This is a genomic window from Streptomyces rapamycinicus NRRL 5491 (assembly GCF_024298965.1).
GTDB lineage: Bacteria > Actinomycetota > Actinomycetes > Streptomycetales > Streptomycetaceae > Streptomyces > Streptomyces rapamycinicus.
This window is the reverse complement of sequence record NZ_CP085193.1, coordinates 1,912,773-1,929,418: the sequence shown is the minus strand read 5'-3', so window position 1 is coordinate 1,929,418 and position 16,646 is coordinate 1,912,773. Positions and strand designations below refer to the sequence as shown.

General features: G+C 72.1%; 16 protein-coding genes. 9 read left to right on the top strand and 7 right to left on the bottom strand.

What is annotated here, in order from left to right:
• The first annotated feature begins 66 nt into the window (after positions 1 to 66).
• Positions 67 to 960 carry an urease accessory protein UreD gene (locus LIV37_RS07880; RefSeq protein WP_121825708.1) on the top strand — a complete coding sequence of 298 codons (894 nt, stop codon included), beginning with the start codon at positions 67 to 69 and terminating at the stop codon, positions 958 to 960.
• Positions 961 to 1,087: 127 nt separating this feature from the next.
• On the top strand, positions 1,088 to 2,731 hold the full coding sequence (locus LIV37_RS07875; RefSeq protein ID WP_020866571.1) for an alpha/beta hydrolase: 1,644 nt from the start codon (positions 1,088 to 1,090) through the stop codon (positions 2,729 to 2,731).
• A 90-nt stretch (positions 2,732 to 2,821) separates the two neighbouring features.
• On the opposite strand, the gene LIV37_RS07870 is transcribed toward LIV37_RS07875, so the two are convergent.
• Entirely contained in the window at positions 2,822 to 3,883 is a 1,062-nt protein-coding gene (locus LIV37_RS07870) for an NAD-dependent epimerase/dehydratase family protein (RefSeq protein ID WP_121825709.1), read from the bottom strand.
• A gap of 135 nt (positions 3,884 to 4,018) precedes the next feature.
• Here LIV37_RS07870 and LIV37_RS07865 point away from each other — a divergent pair, with 135 nt between their 5' ends.
• From LIV37_RS07865 to LIV37_RS07840, 6 genes are all read left to right on the top strand, one after another.
• Positions 4,019 to 5,416 carry an IS1380 family transposase gene (locus LIV37_RS07865; protein ID WP_121825710.1) on the top strand — a complete coding sequence of 466 codons (1,398 nt, stop codon included), beginning with the start codon at positions 4,019 to 4,021 and terminating at the stop codon, positions 5,414 to 5,416.
• Between the two features lie 402 nt (positions 5,417 to 5,818).
• Entirely contained in the window at positions 5,819 to 7,393 is a 1,575-nt protein-coding gene (locus LIV37_RS07860; protein ID WP_020866568.1) for a sensor histidine kinase, read from the top strand.
• A complete protein-coding gene (locus LIV37_RS07855; protein ID WP_044568123.1) occupies positions 7,386 to 7,805 on the top strand; it encodes a roadblock/LC7 domain-containing protein in 420 nt (139 codons plus the stop codon). The genes LIV37_RS07860 and LIV37_RS07855 overlap by 8 nt, the downstream gene beginning before the upstream one ends.
• Positions 7,802 to 8,164, top strand: a complete 363-nt coding sequence (locus LIV37_RS07850) for a DUF742 domain-containing protein (protein WP_020866566.1) — start codon at positions 7,802 to 7,804, stop codon at positions 8,162 to 8,164. Before LIV37_RS07855 ends, LIV37_RS07850 begins: the two co-directional genes overlap by 4 nt.
• Positions 8,145 to 8,768 (top strand): GTP-binding protein, encoded by a 624-nt coding sequence (locus tag LIV37_RS07845; RefSeq protein ID WP_020866565.1) that lies wholly within the window; start codon positions 8,145 to 8,147, stop codon positions 8,766 to 8,768. The genes LIV37_RS07850 and LIV37_RS07845 overlap by 20 nt, the downstream gene beginning before the upstream one ends.
• Positions 8,765 to 10,261, top strand: coding sequence for a cytochrome P450 (locus LIV37_RS07840; protein ID WP_020866564.1), 1,497 nt, complete (start codon positions 8,765 to 8,767; stop codon positions 10,259 to 10,261). The genes LIV37_RS07845 and LIV37_RS07840 overlap by 4 nt, the downstream gene beginning before the upstream one ends.
• 3 nt (positions 10,262 to 10,264) lie before the next feature.
• Here LIV37_RS07840 and LIV37_RS07835 read toward each other — a convergent pair whose 3' ends face one another.
• The 5 genes from LIV37_RS07835 to LIV37_RS07815 form a co-directional block, all read right to left on the bottom strand.
• Entirely contained in the window at positions 10,265 to 10,420 is a 156-nt protein-coding gene (locus LIV37_RS07835; protein ID WP_020866563.1) for a hypothetical protein, read from the bottom strand.
• 419 nt (positions 10,421 to 10,839) lie between these two features.
• Positions 10,840 to 11,790, bottom strand: coding sequence for a cytochrome c oxidase assembly protein (locus tag LIV37_RS07830; RefSeq protein WP_020866562.1), 951 nt, complete (start codon positions 11,788 to 11,790; stop codon positions 10,840 to 10,842).
• A 57-nt stretch (positions 11,791 to 11,847) separates the two neighbouring features.
• Positions 11,848 to 12,873 carry a 6-phosphofructokinase gene (locus LIV37_RS07825; RefSeq protein ID WP_020866561.1) on the bottom strand — a complete coding sequence of 342 codons (1,026 nt, stop codon included), beginning with the start codon at positions 12,871 to 12,873 and terminating at the stop codon, positions 11,848 to 11,850.
• A 177-nt stretch (positions 12,874 to 13,050) separates the two neighbouring features.
• On the bottom strand, positions 13,051 to 13,788 hold the full coding sequence (locus LIV37_RS07820; protein ID WP_020866560.1) for a type 1 glutamine amidotransferase: 738 nt from the start codon (positions 13,786 to 13,788) through the stop codon (positions 13,051 to 13,053).
• A 22-nt stretch (positions 13,789 to 13,810) separates the two neighbouring features.
• A complete protein-coding gene (locus LIV37_RS07815; protein WP_020866559.1) occupies positions 13,811 to 15,049 on the bottom strand; it encodes a Mur ligase family protein in 1,239 nt (412 codons plus the stop codon).
• Between the two features lie 188 nt (positions 15,050 to 15,237).
• Between LIV37_RS07815 and def the strand changes: the two genes are divergently transcribed.
• A complete protein-coding gene (def, locus tag LIV37_RS07810) occupies positions 15,238 to 15,795 on the top strand; it encodes a peptide deformylase (RefSeq protein ID WP_121825711.1) in 558 nt (185 codons plus the stop codon).
• A 44-nt stretch (positions 15,796 to 15,839) separates the two neighbouring features.
• Here def and LIV37_RS07805 read toward each other — a convergent pair whose 3' ends face one another.
• Positions 15,840 to 16,496, bottom strand: a complete 657-nt coding sequence (locus LIV37_RS07805) for a TetR/AcrR family transcriptional regulator (RefSeq protein WP_020866557.1) — start codon at positions 16,494 to 16,496, stop codon at positions 15,840 to 15,842.
• Positions 16,497 to 16,646: the final 150 nt, after the last annotated feature.

The following is a 16,646-nucleotide window of genomic DNA, read 5'->3' as shown; positions in this document are numbered from 1 at the left end:
CGGATGCCGGGGAGCGCTCGGGAGCGGGAAGCCCCGGACACGCGGCGCGCCCCGGCCGCCTCGGTTATGACGGCTGCCTCGGCTACGACGGCTGCCTCGGGTGCGGCGGGCACCTCGGCTACGACTTGCGCCTCGGGCGCGACACGCGTCTCGGGTGCGGCGGCAGCTGCCTCGGGTGCGGCGGGCACCTCACCGACAACGGGCATCTCCGGCCCGGTCGTACGGGCCACCGCCCGTCTCGTCGCCGAGGCGGACGGGCGCGGGGGCACCGCGTTGCCCGTGCTCGCCGGGGACGGGCCGCTCGCGTTGCGGCGGACCCGGGGCGTGGGCGGGGAGGCGTGTGTCACCGTGGTCGGGGCCATGAGCGCGCCCCTCGGCGGCGATCGGATCGCCCTGGAGGCGACCGCCGGGCCGGGTGCCCGGCTGCGCATCGGTTCCGCCGCGGCCACCATCGCCCTGCCGGGGCGGGCGGCCGGGCCGGCGTACTACGAGATCCGGCTGACCGTCGCCGACGGCGCGACCCTGCACTGGCTGCCCGAGCCCCTGATCTCCGCCCACGGCAGCGAACTGCTGATGACCACCCGTGTCGAACTCGCGCCCACCGCCCGCCTCGTGCTCCGCGAGGAGCAGATCCTGGGCCGTACCGGCGAATCCCCGGGCCATCTGACCAGTCGTCTCACCGTTCACCGCGCCGGGCGTCCGCTTCTCGACCAGGAGTTCGCGCACGGCCCCGGCGCCCCCGGCTGGGACGGCGGCGCGGTCCTCGGCGGCCATCGGGCGGTGGGCCAGCTGCTCGTGGTCGACCCGGCCTACGACGCTCGTCCCATCGTGTCCCGCCGCCTCGCCGAGTCCGCCGTCCTCACGCCGCTGACCGGCCCCGCCGCCCTCGCCACCGCCGTGGCCCCGGACGCCCTGCACCTCCGCCGGGCCCTCGACGCGGCGGTCGCGGCCGTGGGCTGATGTTCACGTCTTGATAAAGAAACGGCGGTTTGCCCTGTACTCGGCGGTAAGCAAGACAGAAGAATCCCCCTGACACTCTGTGATCATCGCCGCTCCTGGCGGCGCAACAAAGCAGGGGGATGACTAAGTGAGACGCACAGCACTCTTCGGCGCGACCGGCGGTGTGATCGCCGGTGCGCTGATAACCGGTGCGCTGGCCGCCCCCACGGCCGGGGCCTCTGAGCGGACGCCCGGCGGGGCCGCCGAGGCCCGTGGTGTGGCGGTGGCCGCGGCCAAGGCCGCGAAGAAGGGCATCGACTGGACGGACTGCCCGGCCGACTGGGGGCTGGCCAAGCCCATCCAGTGCGGCTACGTCACCGTGCCGCTCGACTACGCCAAGCCGAACGGCCGCACCATCAAGCTCGCCGTGGACCGGATCGCCAGCACCGGCTCCGCCTCCGAGCGGCAGGGCTCGCTGATCTACAACCCGGGCGGGCCCGGCGGCTCCGGGCTGCGCTTCCCGACCCGGGTCACCACCAAGAACCCGCTGTGGACGAAGGCGTCGAAGGCGTACGACTTCGTCGGCTTCGACCCGCGCGGGGTGGGCCACTCCACGGCGATCTCGTGCGTGGATCCCCAGGAGTACGTCAAGGCCCCGAAGCTGGACCCGGTGCCCGACAGCGAGGCGGACAAGCGCGTTCAGCGCAAGCTGGCCCGTGAGTACGCGTCTGGGTGCAAGGAGCGCAGCGGCTGGATGCTGCCGCAGATGACGACGCCCAACACCGCCCGGGACATCGACGTCATCCGGGCCGCGCTCGGCGACAAGAAGCTCAACTACCTGGGCGTGTCCTACGGAACGTACATCGGCGGGGTCTACGCGACGCTCTTCCCGACCCATGTGCGCCGGCTGATCGTGGACAGCGTGGTCAACCCCTCGCGGGAGAAGATCTGGTACCAGGCCAACCTGGACCAGGACGTCGCCTTCGAGACGCGCTGGGACGACTGGAAGGCGTGGGTGGCGAAGAACGACGCCGCCTACCACATCGGCGACACCCCGGGAGCAGTCCAGAAGCAGTGGGAGAAGCTGCGCGCGGCCGCCAAGAAGAGCCCCATCGGCGGGGTCGTGGGCCCGGCCGAACTGCTCGGGCTCTTCCAGAGCGCTCCGTACTACGACTCGTCGTGGGCCACGGTCGCCCAGGTGTGGAGCGACTACCTCGGCGGCGATGAGAAGGCGCTGGTCGAGGCCGCGGGCCCGGACATGTCCGACACCGCGGGCAACATCGCCTCGGAGAACGGCAACGCCGTCTACACCGCCGTCGAGTGCGCCGACGCCAAGTGGCCGGCCAGCTGGGCGAAGTGGGACCGGGACAACACCCGGCTCCACCGCGACTACCCCTTCCTGACCTGGTCCAACGCCTGGATGAACCTGCCGTGCGCCACCTGGGGGGCCAAGCAGGGGACCCCGCTGGAGGTGGGGGCCGCCAAGGGGCTGCCCAAGACGCTGATCGTGCAGAGCACCCGTGACGCCGCGACCCCGTACGAGGGCGCGGTGGAGCTGCACAAGCGGCTCAAGGGCTCGCGTCTGGTGACCGAGAAGGACGCCGGTTCGCACGGGGTCACCGGTCTGGTGAACCCGTGTGTCAACGACCGGGTGGACGCCTACCTGCTCAAGGGCACGGTGGACGCCAAGGACGTGACCTGCGCCCCGCACGCCACGCCGGTGCCCGCGAAGGCGGGCGCGTCCGCGAAGGCGGCCGAGGCCGCGAAGGAGGCGGCCGCCGTCGTCAAGTAGTCGGCTGGCCGACGGTATGCGGTGCTGCGCCGGGCCCGTGCGTTCCCCGCACGGGCCCGGTTCCGTTTCTCCGCCGCGCGCCCGCGTCGATCAGGGCGCGGGGGAATTCCCGCCGCCCCGCAGCCACGCGTCCTCGGCCGCGTAGTCGAACAGATCGGTCTTCGGGCCGTAGGCGGCGGCCATGTCGGGGAAGGCCGTGCGCCAGTCCGGGTCGGCCGTCAGCCGGTCCGTCAGCCAGGCGACGGTCGCCGGGAGCGATTCCGCATAGCCGGTCACCGGGCGGTAGCCCAACTCCCGTTCGGCCGCGGACATGTCGTAGACGAGGGGGTGGGCCAGGCTCCAGGGCGTGCTGCCGACATGCGGATGCGGCGGCTCCCCGTCGATCAGCACCAGTTCGCCGCGCACCTCCAGCACCGCGTCCACGGCGGCGGCGATGTCGGCGACGGTCGGCGCCTGCGGGTCGCCCGCGTTGAGCACCCGTGAACCGGGCCGGTGGGCGGCCAGCCGCACCAGCTCCGCGATGTTGTCGACATGCACCGGATGGAACCGGCTGCGGCCGCCGTACGCCAGGATCCGCACCGGCCGCCCGTCCAGCGCCCGTTTGACGAAGTACAGCTCGCGCGGGGTGCGGCAGTGCGGGCCGTGGATCGCCCCGGCGCGCAGCAGGGTGGTCGGCAGCCGGTCCCCGGCGGCCAGCAACTCCCGCTCCAGCGCCACCTTCCGGCTGCCGTAGCCGTCGCCGGGCGGGACGGTCCGCTGGGACTCGGGGAGCGGCACCGGATACCGCGGGGCGCCGTCCGGCCGGTCCTGGGTCCCGAAGCCCCGGCCCTGGTCGTCCTCGTACACCGCTCCGGTGGAGATCACCACCGCCGATCCGACGCGGTCGGCGAGGTCCAGCAACTGCCGTGCGTGCGCCGTGCCGTAGGCGACGCAGTCCAGCACCACATCGCAGCCGTCGCCGATCAGCGCGGCCACCGCGGCGTCGTCGTCCCGGTCCACGGCCACGCTCTCCACCGACCCGGGCCAGCTCTCGTCGCGGCCCCCGCCGCGCGAGGCGGCCCGCACCCGCCATCCCTCCTCGGCGAGCGCGCGCACCGCCGCCCGGCCGATCTGCCCCGTCGCCCCGATCACACATGCGCTCCCAGTGCTCATGCCGGGACGCTAAGCCTTGATCCACCGGGCAACGGTCGGTCCATGGCCAGGACATGATGAAGCGGATGCCCTCTGAGCTGGGATGATGAGACTTCCTACGGTTCCATATCCACAGAGCAAGAGAACACCCGCGAGATGCAATCTTCCCATGCCGCTGCGGCGGTGTCGGCCGCGTTCGATGACGCGAATCTGGTCGCGCATGCTGGGCTGGTCCCGGTCATGCGACTGGCTGAGCGGTGCGGGCTTGCCCGTCTGACGGCGGAGAAGGTGAAACTGTCCGGCGCCAGGAACAGCGCGGGTGCGGCGGCGGACGCCAAGGTGACCAGCATCGTGGCCGGCATGGCCGCAGGCGCGGACAGCATCGACGACCTCGATGTCCTGCGCCATGGTGCCATGCCGACCCTGTTTGGCGGGATCCGTGCCCCGTCCACACTCGGCACGTTCCTGCGCGCGTTCACTCACGGTCATGCACTCCAGCTCCACGCCGTGCACCGCCGATTCCTGACCTCACTGGCTGCGCATGCCCCGCTGCTGCCCGGCTCGCGCGAGAAGGCGTTCATCGATGTCGACTCCACCCACAAACGCGTCTACGGCCGCACCAAGCAGGGCGCCGAGTACGGCCGGTTCAAGGGCATCCGCACCCTGCATCCCCTGCTCGCCACGGTCTGCACCCCCACCTCCCGGCCGGTGATCGCCACCGTGCGGATGCGCCGCGGCAAGGCAGCCGACTCCCGTGGCGCCCCGAAGCTGGTCAGCGAGGCACTGGCCACCGCGCGCGGCATCGGCTGCACCGGCATGCGCATTCTGCGGGCGGACTCGCAGTTCTACAACGCCGGTGTGATCGCTGCGTGCCGCCGGGCCGGGGCCCGCTTCTCGATCACCTGCGGCATGAACCCCTCCGTCAGACGGGTCGTCCTCGCCATCCCCGACACCGCATGGCAGCAGATCACCTACCCCACCGCGGTGCCCGATCCCGACACCGGCGAACTCATCTCAGGCGCCCAGGTCGCCGAGATCCCCGCCTACACCGCGTTCACCGGCCGCAGGAAGAGCGAGCAGGTCACCGCCCGCCTCATCGTGCGCCGCGTCCGTGACCTGGCCAAACCCGCCACCGTCGGCGAGCAGGGCGAGTTGTTCCCTGCCTGGCGCTACCACCCGTTCTTCACCGACAACCCCGCCGACACCCTCCAGGCCGAACGGGAACACCGTCACCATGCCGTCGTCGAGCAGGTCATCGCCGACGGCAAAGCCTCCGCCCTGGCCCACCTGCCCTCGGGGAAGTTCAACGCCAACGCGGCCTGGCTGACCCTGTGGGCCATGGCCTACAACCTCCTGCGAGCCGCAGGCGCCCTGGCCTCCGCCTTCCACGCCAAGGCCACCACCGCAACCTTGCGCACCCACCTCGTCCGTGTCCCGGCCAGAATCGCCCGCACCGCCCGGCGCCTCATCCTGCACCTACCGCAGCGATGGCCCTGGCAAGACGCGTGGACACAACTGTTCGCCACCGTCCACGCCCCACCCGAGGCGCCCTGACGTCACTGACCACCCCGCCCACCAGGGCCCGACCGAAACCGAATCGTGGAAGAGCTGGGCAGACCAGCGGATACACCCTGCCCGCACTCAGCTGACAGCCCGGGGAAACCCCCGGAGATCATTTCGAACCGCGTCGGTGGATCAAGGCTAAGGGCCCGAGTGCCACGCTGCCCAGACTCCTTCGCCATGAGCAGATTCGCCCTCAGCCGATCATCCACGGTCAAAGAATGAGTGCAGATGATCGCTTTTTCACGCTCTTTGAATTCACCGTGATGCATTCCGAAGAAAAAAGCATCTTCGATTCATGTGACGGTGAAACCGCTATGCTCCAGGGCCCATGGCGGGCTGGCTCATCGCCCGCATTTCGCACTCATTTTCTCTTCGCTGTTTTTAAGGATGCCCATGGTTTTCGCCGGTACCTCATCCGGAGGCGGCACCTCACCCGGAGGCCGACGGCCCGCCTCCACGCTCGTATGGGTCATCCCTCCCGCCGCGATGGCGTTCTGCGCGGCGCTGGCCGTCGCCGTGGTCCCGTCCGGGGCGCGGGCCACGGTCGCCTGGTGCGGAGTGGCGGCGACGCTCGCGGTGGCCCTCGCGGCGGCCGAGGCGATGCGCCGCGGCCGGCTGATCACCACGCTGCGCACCCGGCTCTCCGCCCAGGAGGCCGGGTTCCGGCAGCGCCTGACGGCCCAGGAGGCGGAGATCCGGCGGCTGACCCGGGAGGTGCTCCCCGCGACGGTGGCCCGGCTGCGGCGCGGCGCCATGGTGCACGAGGCGATGAAGGACGTCGACTACGCGCCCCGTCTCGACCCGGACTTCGACGCCGCCCACGAGCAGCTGCTGCGGTGGGTGCTGGACACCGTGCGGACCGAGGAGGACCTGAGGGACGCGGCCCAGCGGGCGTTCGTCAACATCGCCCGCCGGGTGCAGGCCATCGTCCACCAACAGGCCCAGGACATGCGGGAGATGGAGGACAAGCACGGCGCCGACCCGGACGTCTTCGAGGATCTGCTCCACCTGGACCACGGCAACGCCCTCATCGGCCGGCTGGCGGACTCCATCGCGGTCCTGGGCGGCTCCCGCCCGGGCCGCCAGTGGCAGAAGGAGGTGCCGCTGTTCAACGTCTGCCGCGGCGCCATGTCCCGCATCCTCGAGTACGAGCGGGTGGATCTGCACTCGGTCGCGGACGTCGCCATCGTCGGCCCCTCGGTGGAGCCCCTGATCCACGCCCTCGCCGAACTGCTGGACAACGCCACCCGCTACTCGCCGCCCAAGACCCGGGTCCACCTGACCGCGATCGAGGTCCAGTCCGGGGTCGCGATCGAGATCGAGGACGCCGGGGTGGGCCTGTCCGAGGAGGCGCGCCGGCGCACCGACGCGGTGCTGCTCCAGGCGGCCACCGGATTCGACCTCAACGACCTCGGCGAGACACCGCGGCTCGGCCTGGCCGTGGTCGGCAGGCTCGCCGTGCGGTACCGGTTCCAGATCTCGCTGCGGCCCTCGGCGTACGGCGGGGTGCGCGCGGTGCTGGTCGTACCGCAGGACATCATCTGCCCCACCCCCGCGCCCGGCGGCGCGATCGCCCGCGCGGCCAAACTCCCCCCGCCCAAGCCCATCAAGCGGGCCACGCCGCTGCCGTCGCCCACCCGCACCGGCCCGGTGGCGCAGGGCCGCCCCGGCCCCGGCTTCCGGCAGAACGGCGCCGGACTCCCGCAGCGCCGCCGCCGGATGCCGATGGTCGCCCCGGCCCCCTCGTCCTTCCGGGGCGACTCCGCGTCCCCCGCGGCGCCCGCCCCGCCCCGCGAACCGGCCCGGCAGCCGGTACAGCCGGGGATCTGGCTGGACGCCTTCACCAAGGGGCTCAACGGTGAGCCGATCCCGGCCGCGGACGCCGCCACGGAGGAGCCGGGCCCCCGGAAGTCCCCCCACACCCCGGACAACTCAAGCACCCCGAACACGTCGGACAAGGATGAGTAGGCAAGTGACGCAACCGCGGTTCAACATGGACTGGATGCTCCGGGACCTGGCGTCCAGCGTTCCGGAGACCCGGCACGTGGTCCTGCTGTCCTCGGACGGCCTGTGCATGGCCCAGGTCGGCGCGGACAAGGACACCGCCGATCGCCTGGCCGCCGCCTGCGCCGGGCTGCAGAGCCTCTCCGGCGCGATCGCCGCCGAGTTCCCCGAGGGGGACGGGCGGATGCGGCTGGTCGTCATCGAGGTCGACGGCGGGTTCTTCTATCTGATGGCGGCCGGGACCAGCTCGTATCTGGCGGTGCTCGCCGAGGACAGCGTGGACGCCGGGCTGATGGGCCAGTGCATGAGAGATCTCGTCGCCCGGCTCGGGGAGCACCTCAGCAGCCCGCCGCGGGTCGACGGACGGGTGACATGAGCGAGCCCGGCAAGCCGTGGGACGAGGGCGGCCCCGAGCGGCTCTACACGGTCAGCCGCGGCCGCGCCCCGCAGGAACCCCGGCACCGGCCCGTCGAACTCGTCAGCCTCATCGTGGCGCGCGCCGAACCGGAGCCGGGGACGGCCCCCGAGGCCGCCGCCGTGCTGAGGATGTGCCAGTTCCCGCTCTCGGTGGCCGAGATCTCCGCGTATCTGGTCCTGCCCGTCTCCACCGTCACGGTGCTCCTCGCGGGGCTGCTGCGGGACGACCGGGTGGAGGTCAGGGCGCCGGTCCCGGCCGCCGTGCTGCCCGACCCCGAACTGCTGCAGGCGGTGATGCATGGACTACAGAACCTCTGAGGGAATCGCCGGCCCGCGCAGCGAGGACACCCTCCCGGCCTCCGCGGCCGCCGCCGTCAAGGTGGTGATCGTCGGCGGCTTCGGCGTCGGCAAGACCACCATGGTCGGCGCGGTGAGCGAGATCCGCCCGCTGACCACCGAGGAGACCATGACCCAGGCCGGGGTCGGCGTCGACGACATCGCCGGGATCGAGCGCAAGACCGAGACCACCGTCGCGATGGACTTCGGCCGGATCAGCCTCAACGAACAACTGGTGCTCTATCTGTTCGGCACCCCCGGCCAGGAGCGGTTCTGGTTCCTGTGGAACGGCCTCTTCGAGGGCGCCCTGGGCGCCGTGGTCCTGATCGACACCCGCCGTCTGGAGGTCAGCTTCGACGCGGTCGGGCGGCTCGAGGAGCGCGGGGTGCCCTTCGTGGTCGCGGTCAACGCGTTCCCCGAGGCCCCCGTCCACCCCATGGCGGAGCTGCGCGCGGCCATGGACCTGCCCGACTCCGTACCGATGATCGACTGCGACGCCCGCGACCGGGCCTCCAGCCGCGACACCCTCCTCGCCCTCGTGCGCCATCTGCAATCCCTCCACACCGTGACCCCGGAGACACCGTGACTCCTCACCTCGACGACACCGGCACCGGGCCCGCCGATCCGCCGCCCGCCCGGTGCCCCGTCCACACCGCGCTCCCCGACGGGGACGGCGGTCTCGTGGACCTCCTCGGGCCCGAGAACGAGAAGGACCCGATGGGGCTGTACGAGCGGCTGCGCACCGAGCACGGCCCGGTGGCCCCGATCGTGCTCGACGGTGGCATACCGGCCTGGCTGCTGCTGGGCTACCGCGAGAACCTGGAGGTCTCCCGCACCCCCTCCCGCTTCTCCCGCGACTCCCGCCACTGGCACGCCTGGAAGGACGGCAGGATCGCCGCCGACTCGCCCCTGCTGCCGGTGGTCGGCTGGCAGCCCATGTGCACCTTCGCCGACGGCGACGAGCACGAACGGCTGCGGGCCGCGCTCACCGAGTCCATGGGGCGCTTCGACCGCCGTGGGATCCGCCGCCATGTCACCCGCTTCACCCACCAGCTGGTGAACGACTTCTGCGCCGACGGAGGCGCGGAAATGGTCACCGCCTTCGCCCAGCAGCTGCCCATGCTCGTCCTCACCCAACTGCTGGGCATGCCCGACGAGTACGGCCCACGGCTGGTCGAGGCCACCCGGGACCTGATGAAGGGCACCGAGACGGCCCTGCGCAGCGACGCGTACGTCACCGACACCCTCAAGGGCCTGGTGGACCGCAGGCGCGCCGAACCCGGCGAGGACCTGGCGTCCTGGCTGCTGGCCCACCCCTCCGGCCTCACCGAGGAGGAGGTGGTCCAGCATCTGCGGCTGGTGCTGCTCACCGGCAACGAGACCACCACCAATCTGATGGCCAACACGCTGCGCATGGTCCTCACCGACCCGCGCTTCCGCGCGTCCCTGGCCGGTGGCCATATGACGCTGCCGGACGCCATCGAGCACGTGCTGTGGAACGAGCCCCCGCTCACCGTCGTCCCCGGCCGCTGGGCCACCGGGGACACCGAACTGGGCGGTCAGCGGATCAAGGCCGGGGACATGCTGCTGCTGGGGCTGGCCGCCGGGAACGTCGACCCGGCCATCCGCCCCGACATCGCCGCGCCCATGTACGGCAACCGGTCCCATCTCGCGTTCAGCGGCGGTCCCCACGAATGCCCGGGGCAGGACATCGGCCGGGCCATCACGGACACCGCCATCGACACCCTGCTGCTGCGCCTGCCCGATCTGCGGCTGGCCGTGGACGAGTCCGAGCTGACCTGGCTCTCGTCCTGGATCTCCCGCCATCTCGTTGAGCTGCCGGTGGAGTTCATGCCCCGGCGCCCCGAGCCGGACATCATGGACCTCCCCGTCGAGGTGCTCCTGCCGCCTCGGCAGCGGATGCCGCCGATGCCCGAGGCGACGGCGGCCCCGGTACGGTCCGGCACCGAGGGGCCCGGGGCGGCGGCCCCCGGGCGCGTCCCGTGGTGGGCGGCGTTATGGCGGTGGCTGCTGGGCAGGCCCTCGGGATCCGCTCCGAAGGGACCCTCCGCCCGGTAGAGATCAGCCCCTGGCCACCACGACCCCCACGGTCAGCAGTCCGAGCACCACCCAGCTGAACCAGAGCCAGCCGTTGCTCCCCAGAGCCACGGTGTAGGCCGTCACCAGCACCAGACCCCCTACCGTGGCCACCGTCATCGCCTTCGCGGAACCGGGCATCCCCGACCTCCTCACGGCGGTCCCGACGCCCCTTCGCCAGGACCCGGGCCACCCAGGGCCCGGGTCCATGGTCTCGCGGTCCGGGCCCCGGCCGCTACGGGGTGTCCGGCGGGTCTTTCCCCTCCCCGCCCCTTCCCGAACCATGGGGCTTCGCCCCTGGACCCCGGACGCCCTTCGGGCGTGTCCTCGATCTCCCCCAGCTACCGCTGGGAGGTGCCCCCTGACGGGCTGAAATCAGCCCCTCCGGCGATTGAGGAGCGGGGTCTGGGGCGGAGCCCCCACGCGGCGGAGCCGCAAATCGACGCTGCGTGGGAAGGGGCGGGTAGGGGAACAGCCCGCCGCGCAGGCGGCAAGACCCGGCGGACGCCTCTCAGCAGGCTGCCGGGACCGGACTCAGCGGCTCCGGGACTGGAGCGAGGTCATTGGCTCCGGGACTGGAGCGACGCCAGATAGGCGTTGTACGCCGCGAGCTCCTGGTCGCCGTCCCGGTCCGCGGTGCGGTCGATGCGCCGCGCCTGGCGCTGCTCGGACTTGTACCACTGGTAGACCAGCGCCACCAGCACGATCACCGACGGGATCTCGCTGAAGGCCCAGGCGATACCGCCCGCCCAGGTCTGGTCCGACAGCGCGTCGATGCCCAGCGAGGCGGGCGGATGCTGGTACGTGCCGACCATGGGCTCGGACGCCATCATCAGCGCGATGCCGAAGAACGCGTGGAACGGCATGCCCGAGAACAGCTCCAGCATCCGCATCACATAGCCGGGCCGGTGCGGCCCCGGGTCCACGCCCATGATCGGCCAGAAGAAGACCAGGCCCACCGCGAGGAAGTGGACCATCATCGCGATATGCCCGGCCTTGCTCTCCATCAGGAAGTCGAAGAGCGGGGTGAAGTACAGCGCGTACAGGCTCGCGATGAACAGCGGGATGGTGAACGCCGGGTGGGTGATGATCCGCATATAGCGGCTGTGCAACAGCGCGACCAGCAGCTCCCGGGGCCCCTTGCGGCCGCGCCCGGCCGCCGGGAGGGCCCGCAGGGTCAGCGTGACCGGCGCGCCCAGCAGCAGCAGGATCGGCGAGACCATGCTGATGATCATGTGCTGCACCATATGGACGCTGAACATGACCATGCCGTAGTCGTTCAGCTTGGTGCACATCGCGACCGCGATGGTCAGCACCCCGAGCACGAAGGAGACCACGCGCCCCACCGGCCAGGCGTCGCCGCGCCGCCGCAGCCGCGCGACGCCCCAGCCGTAAAGACCGAGCGCCAGCACACAGCCGACCAGGAAGAACGGATCGCCGCCGAACTCCAGCCCGCGCGACAGCGTGAACGGCGGCAGATCCATCATCATGCCGTGCCCGCCGTGATCCATCCGGTACACCTCCCAGTGCGCACGAAATGTGCTCGCACCAGCCTAGAACCGCATCGATCACAGCACGCACTCGGCCTCGGCGTACCGCTCGGCGGGGACCGTCTTCAGCCGCTCCACGGCCGACGCCAGCGGCACCAGGGTGATGTCCGTGCCGCGCAGCGCCGTGATCGTGCCGAATTCGCCGCGGTGGGCCGCCTCGACCGCGTGCCAGCCGAAGCGGGTGGCCAGCACCCTGTCGTACGCCGTCGGGGTGCCACCGCGCTGCACATGGCCCAGGATGACCGCCCGCGCCTCCTTGCCGAGCCGCCGCTCGAGCTCCACGGAGAGGTGGCGGGCGATGCCCGCGAAGCGCTCGTGGCCGTAGACGTCCCTGCCGCCGGCCTCGTAGTCCATCGTGCCCTCGCGCGGCTTGGCGCCCTCCGCCACCACCACGATCGCGAACTTCTTGCCCGCCTCGAACCGCGCCCCGACGGTCCCGGCCAGCTCCTCGATGTCGAACGGGCGCTCCGGGACGACGATGGCGTGGGCGCCCGCGGCCATGCCCGAGTGCAGCGCGATCCAGCCGGTGTTCCGCCCCATGACCTCGACGATCAGCACTCGCTGATGGGACTCCGCGGTGGTCTTGAGCCGGTCCAGGGCCTCGGTGGCGACCCCGACCGCGGTGTCGAAGCCGAAGGTCACATCGGTCGAGGCGATGTCGTTGTCGATGGTCTTGGGCACGCCGACGATCGGCAGCCCGGCGTCCGAGAGCAGCCGGGCGGCCTTCAGCGTGCCCTCCCCGCCGATGGGGATGACCGCGTCCAGGCCGAGCTCCGCCACATGGCCCTTGGCCCGCTCCACCCCGTCCCGCAGATGCTCCGGGCGCACCCGGGTGGAGCCGAGGATGGTGCCGCCGAGGGCCAGGATGCCGCTCACGGCGTCCAGGTCCAGCTTGCGGTAGTCGCACTCCAGCAGGCCCTTCCAGCCGTCCTGGAAACCGATCACCTCATCGCCGTGGTCGACGGTGGCGCGGTGGACGACTGACCTGATGACCGCGTTCAGGCCGGGGCAGTCGCCGCCGGACGTGAGCACACCAATGCGCATGGCACGCATACCTCTGTCTGAGATGGGGGCCGACGGCCGGACCGCGTCGTCCGGCGGGACCCCGCCACCCTACAAGCGGGCGGGTGGCGGGGGCGCGCTCGACGGCCGGATGTCCGCCATGCGGTCACTGTGCGCTCGAACGCCGTCTGAGCTGCGCTCGAGCGAGCGGGGCGCGGCTCAGGCGGGCTGGGTCGCCGCCGCGATCCGCTCGTTGCGCAGCGCCTCGTACCACTGGTCGTTGACCGGCGGCAGCGCGTTCACATCGAGGGCCAGCTTCAGCAGGTGGTCCGCGATGTGCGGGTTGCGGGCCATCACCGGGCCGTGCATGTACGTCCCGAAGACGGTGTCGCTGTACGCGCCCTCGAAACCGTCCCCGGCGCCGTTTCCGTTGCCGAACCGGACCCGGGCGAAGGGCCGGGCGGTCGGGCCCAGGTGGGTGACGCCCTGGTGGTTCTCGAAGCCGGTCAGCGGGGGCAGCGCCAGCCGCTCGTCGATGTCGGCCAGCACGTCCCCGACGCAGCGGGCGCCCTCGCCGCGGGTGCTGACCACGTCCAGCAGGCCCAGGCCCTGCTGGCGCTGCCCGAGGTCGTTGACGAACTCATGGCCGAGGATCTGGTACCCGGCGCACACCGAGAAGACGATCGCCCCGTTGGCGACGGCCCGGTTCAGCCCGCCGTCCCGGATCAGCCGCTCGGCGGCCAGCCGCTGCGGGCGGTCCTCGCCACCGCCGATCAGATAGATGTCCCCGGAGGTGGGGATCTGCTGGTCGGAGCGGACGTCCAGGCGGGAGACCTCCAGCCCGCGCTGCCGCGCCCGGCGCTCCACCACCAGGGTGTTGCCCTGGTCGCCGTACGTGCTCAGCAGGTCGGGGTAGACCCACACCAGACGCAGGCCGTTCTGGCTCGTGCTACGCATCTTCGTGCCTCTCGTACGGGGGTCAGTTGCCGACCCGGCGGCGCAGGTCCTGGAACGCGGTGTAGTTGGCGATCACCTCGATGCGGCCGGGCGGGGAGATCCGTACCGCCTCGTCCACGTCCGCGCAGACCCGGAAGTCCAGCCCGGCGACCTCCAGGCGCACCGCGAGGTCCAGCTTGCGGTCGCCGATCACGCAGATCGGGTGCCCGGCGAGCCGGGTGTAGTCCACGTCCCACAGCCAGGAGGTGTCGGTGCCGTCGGCGCCGCGCGCGTTCACCGAGAGGATCACCGGGGTGGGCGGCGGGTCGATCAGCGAGAAGGTCTCCAGCCAGCCGGCCGGGTTCTTCGCCAGCAGCAGCCGCAGCTGGCGCTCCTGGAAGGTGACCACGTCATACCGGCCGGCCACGGCCTGGACCTGGTACATCCGCTCCAGCGCGACCTGCGGGGGCACCCCGAAGGTGGCGGCGACGGCGGCCGAGGTGGCCGCGTTGGCCTTGTTGGCGCGGCCGGGGAGCTGGAGCTGGATGGGCCAGGCGGCGCCGTGCGGGTCCAGGACGTAGTCGCCGTTCAGCGCCCAGCTGGGCACCGGGCGGCGGAAGCCGCACTCCCCGCAGACCCAGTCGTCGCCCGGGCGCTGCAGCACACCGCCGCAGGACGGGCAGGACCAGGCGTCGTCCTTCCACTCCTGCCCGGCCGCGACCCACACCACATTGGGGCTGGAGGAGGCGGCCCAGACGATCAGCGGGTCGTCGGCGTTGGCGATCACGACCGCCTTGGAGCCGGTCAGGCCCTCGCGCCACTTCTCGGCGAGCATCCGGGTCTCGGCGGCGCGGTCGAGCTGGTCACGGGAGAGGTTGAGGAGCGCGATGGCCTTGGGCTCGGTGTCGCGCGCCACCCCGGCGAGGTACTTCTCGTCGACCTCGATGACGCCGTAGCGGGCATCGGAGCCGCCCGCCAGGGCGGAGGTGATACCGGCCGGCATATTGGCGCCCAGCGCGTTGGAGACGACCGGGCCGGCCGCCCGCAGCGCCTCGGCGATGAGCCGGGTGGTCGTGGTCTTGCCGTTGGTCGCCGACACCAGGATGACGTCCAGGTGCTGCGCCAGCCTGCTGAGCAGATCGGGGTCGAGGCGCAGGGCCACCTTGCCGCCGATCACCGATCCGCTGCCGCGGCCCGCGGCCTTCGACACCGCCGCCGCGGCCCTGCCCGCCGTCACGGCCAGCTTGGCCCGCGGTGACAGCGGCTCCGAGTTGCCTGCCATCGTCTTCTCGATCCTCCTCGCATACCGGCGCCGCTCCTGCCCCCCGAGGCGCCGGTGGTATGCCCCCTCCGCGCCGCGTCGCCGGCCGGGAGGCCACGGTCGGAGAGCAGCCTATCGAGATCCGGCGGCGGTCCCGAATTCCGGCCGCGCGCGGGGCCCGCCTCACCGGCGCCGTAGGCTTGGCTGCCATGCGACATGGCGTGATCCCGGGCAGCCGCGGAGCGGTGCGGCCCCTGCGGCTCTTCGGCGATCCGGCGCTGCGCGCGCCGTGCGAGGAGGTCACCGCGTTCGACGCCGAGCTGGCCCTGTTGATCGAGGACATGTACGCCACGATGTACGCGGCCCACGGGGTGGGCCTCGCGGCCAATCAGATCGGTGTGGGGCTGCGGGTCTTCGTCTTCGACTGCCCGGACGACGAGGACCACCGCCATCTGGGGCATGTCGTCAACCCCCGGCCGGTCGCGGCCGACGGGGTGACGGTGCGCGGGCCGGAGGGCTGTCTGTCGCTGCCGGGCCTCGAGGCGGGCACCCCGCGCTACGACCATGTGGCGATCGAGGGCGTGACGATGACCGGGGAGCCGGTGCGGATCGAGGGCACGGGCTTCTTCGCGCGCTGTCTCCAGCATGAGTCCGACCATCTGGACGGCGGGCTGTTCATCGACCGGCTCACCGGGCTGCGGCGGCGCAGGGCGCTGCGGGCGGTCCGCCGCGCCCCCTGGGCGCCGTCGGCAGGCGCCGGAGAGTAGGGGGCCGACGGATCGTGAGCCGCTGCTCGGGAGCTGCCGGGGCCTCAGAAGCCCGGTGCGCCGCCCCGGTCGTCCGCCAGCGACAGCCGCCCCCACAGCAGATCGGTGAGATGGTGCACCAACTGGCCGCGTGCGCAGGGCCGGTCGCGCAGCCACCAGTCACCGGCCGCGTGCATCATGCCGACGATCCCATGGCCCCAGACCCGGGCCACCTCGTCGCCGCCGGGGCCCAGCTCCACCCGTTCGGCGATCACCGTGGCCAGCTCCTCGCCGAGCCGCCGCAGCAGCGGCGCGGAGTGGTGGCCGACGTCGAAGCTCTGCTCCGCCTCCTGCTGGCCGTGGTCGGCCGGGTGCATCAGGAAGCGGTACACCTGGGGCCGGGCCTCGATCGCGGCCAGGTAGGTGTCCAGCGTGGCCTCCACGCGCTGCCTGCGGTCGTCGGCGGGTGCGTCCAGGGCCGCGCGCAGCGAGGCGAGCAGGGCGTCGGTGTGGCGCTTGGCGAGGGCGCGGTACAGTCCGCCCTTGTCGCCGAAGTGGCGGTACAGAATGGGCTTGGTGATGCCCGCTTCGGCGGCGATGGCGTTCATCGAGGCCTCTGGTCCGTCGCGCAGCACCACCCGGTCCGCGGCCTCCAGCAGCTCCTTGCGCCTCTGCTGGGCCGTCTGCCGCTGGTCGTCCCGCTGGCTGGTCCCGGTCCGCATGCGTTGCCTCCCCGCCCCCGATGTCGTACTCGCGCCTTACGCACCTCGCGCTTCCCGGCGCGATCGCGCTTCGCGCTGAAGCGCAACGTAACACCCGAAGGGGGAGCGGGGCCCGCGTGCCCGGGGGAGTTGACATCGCCTACTGGGCGG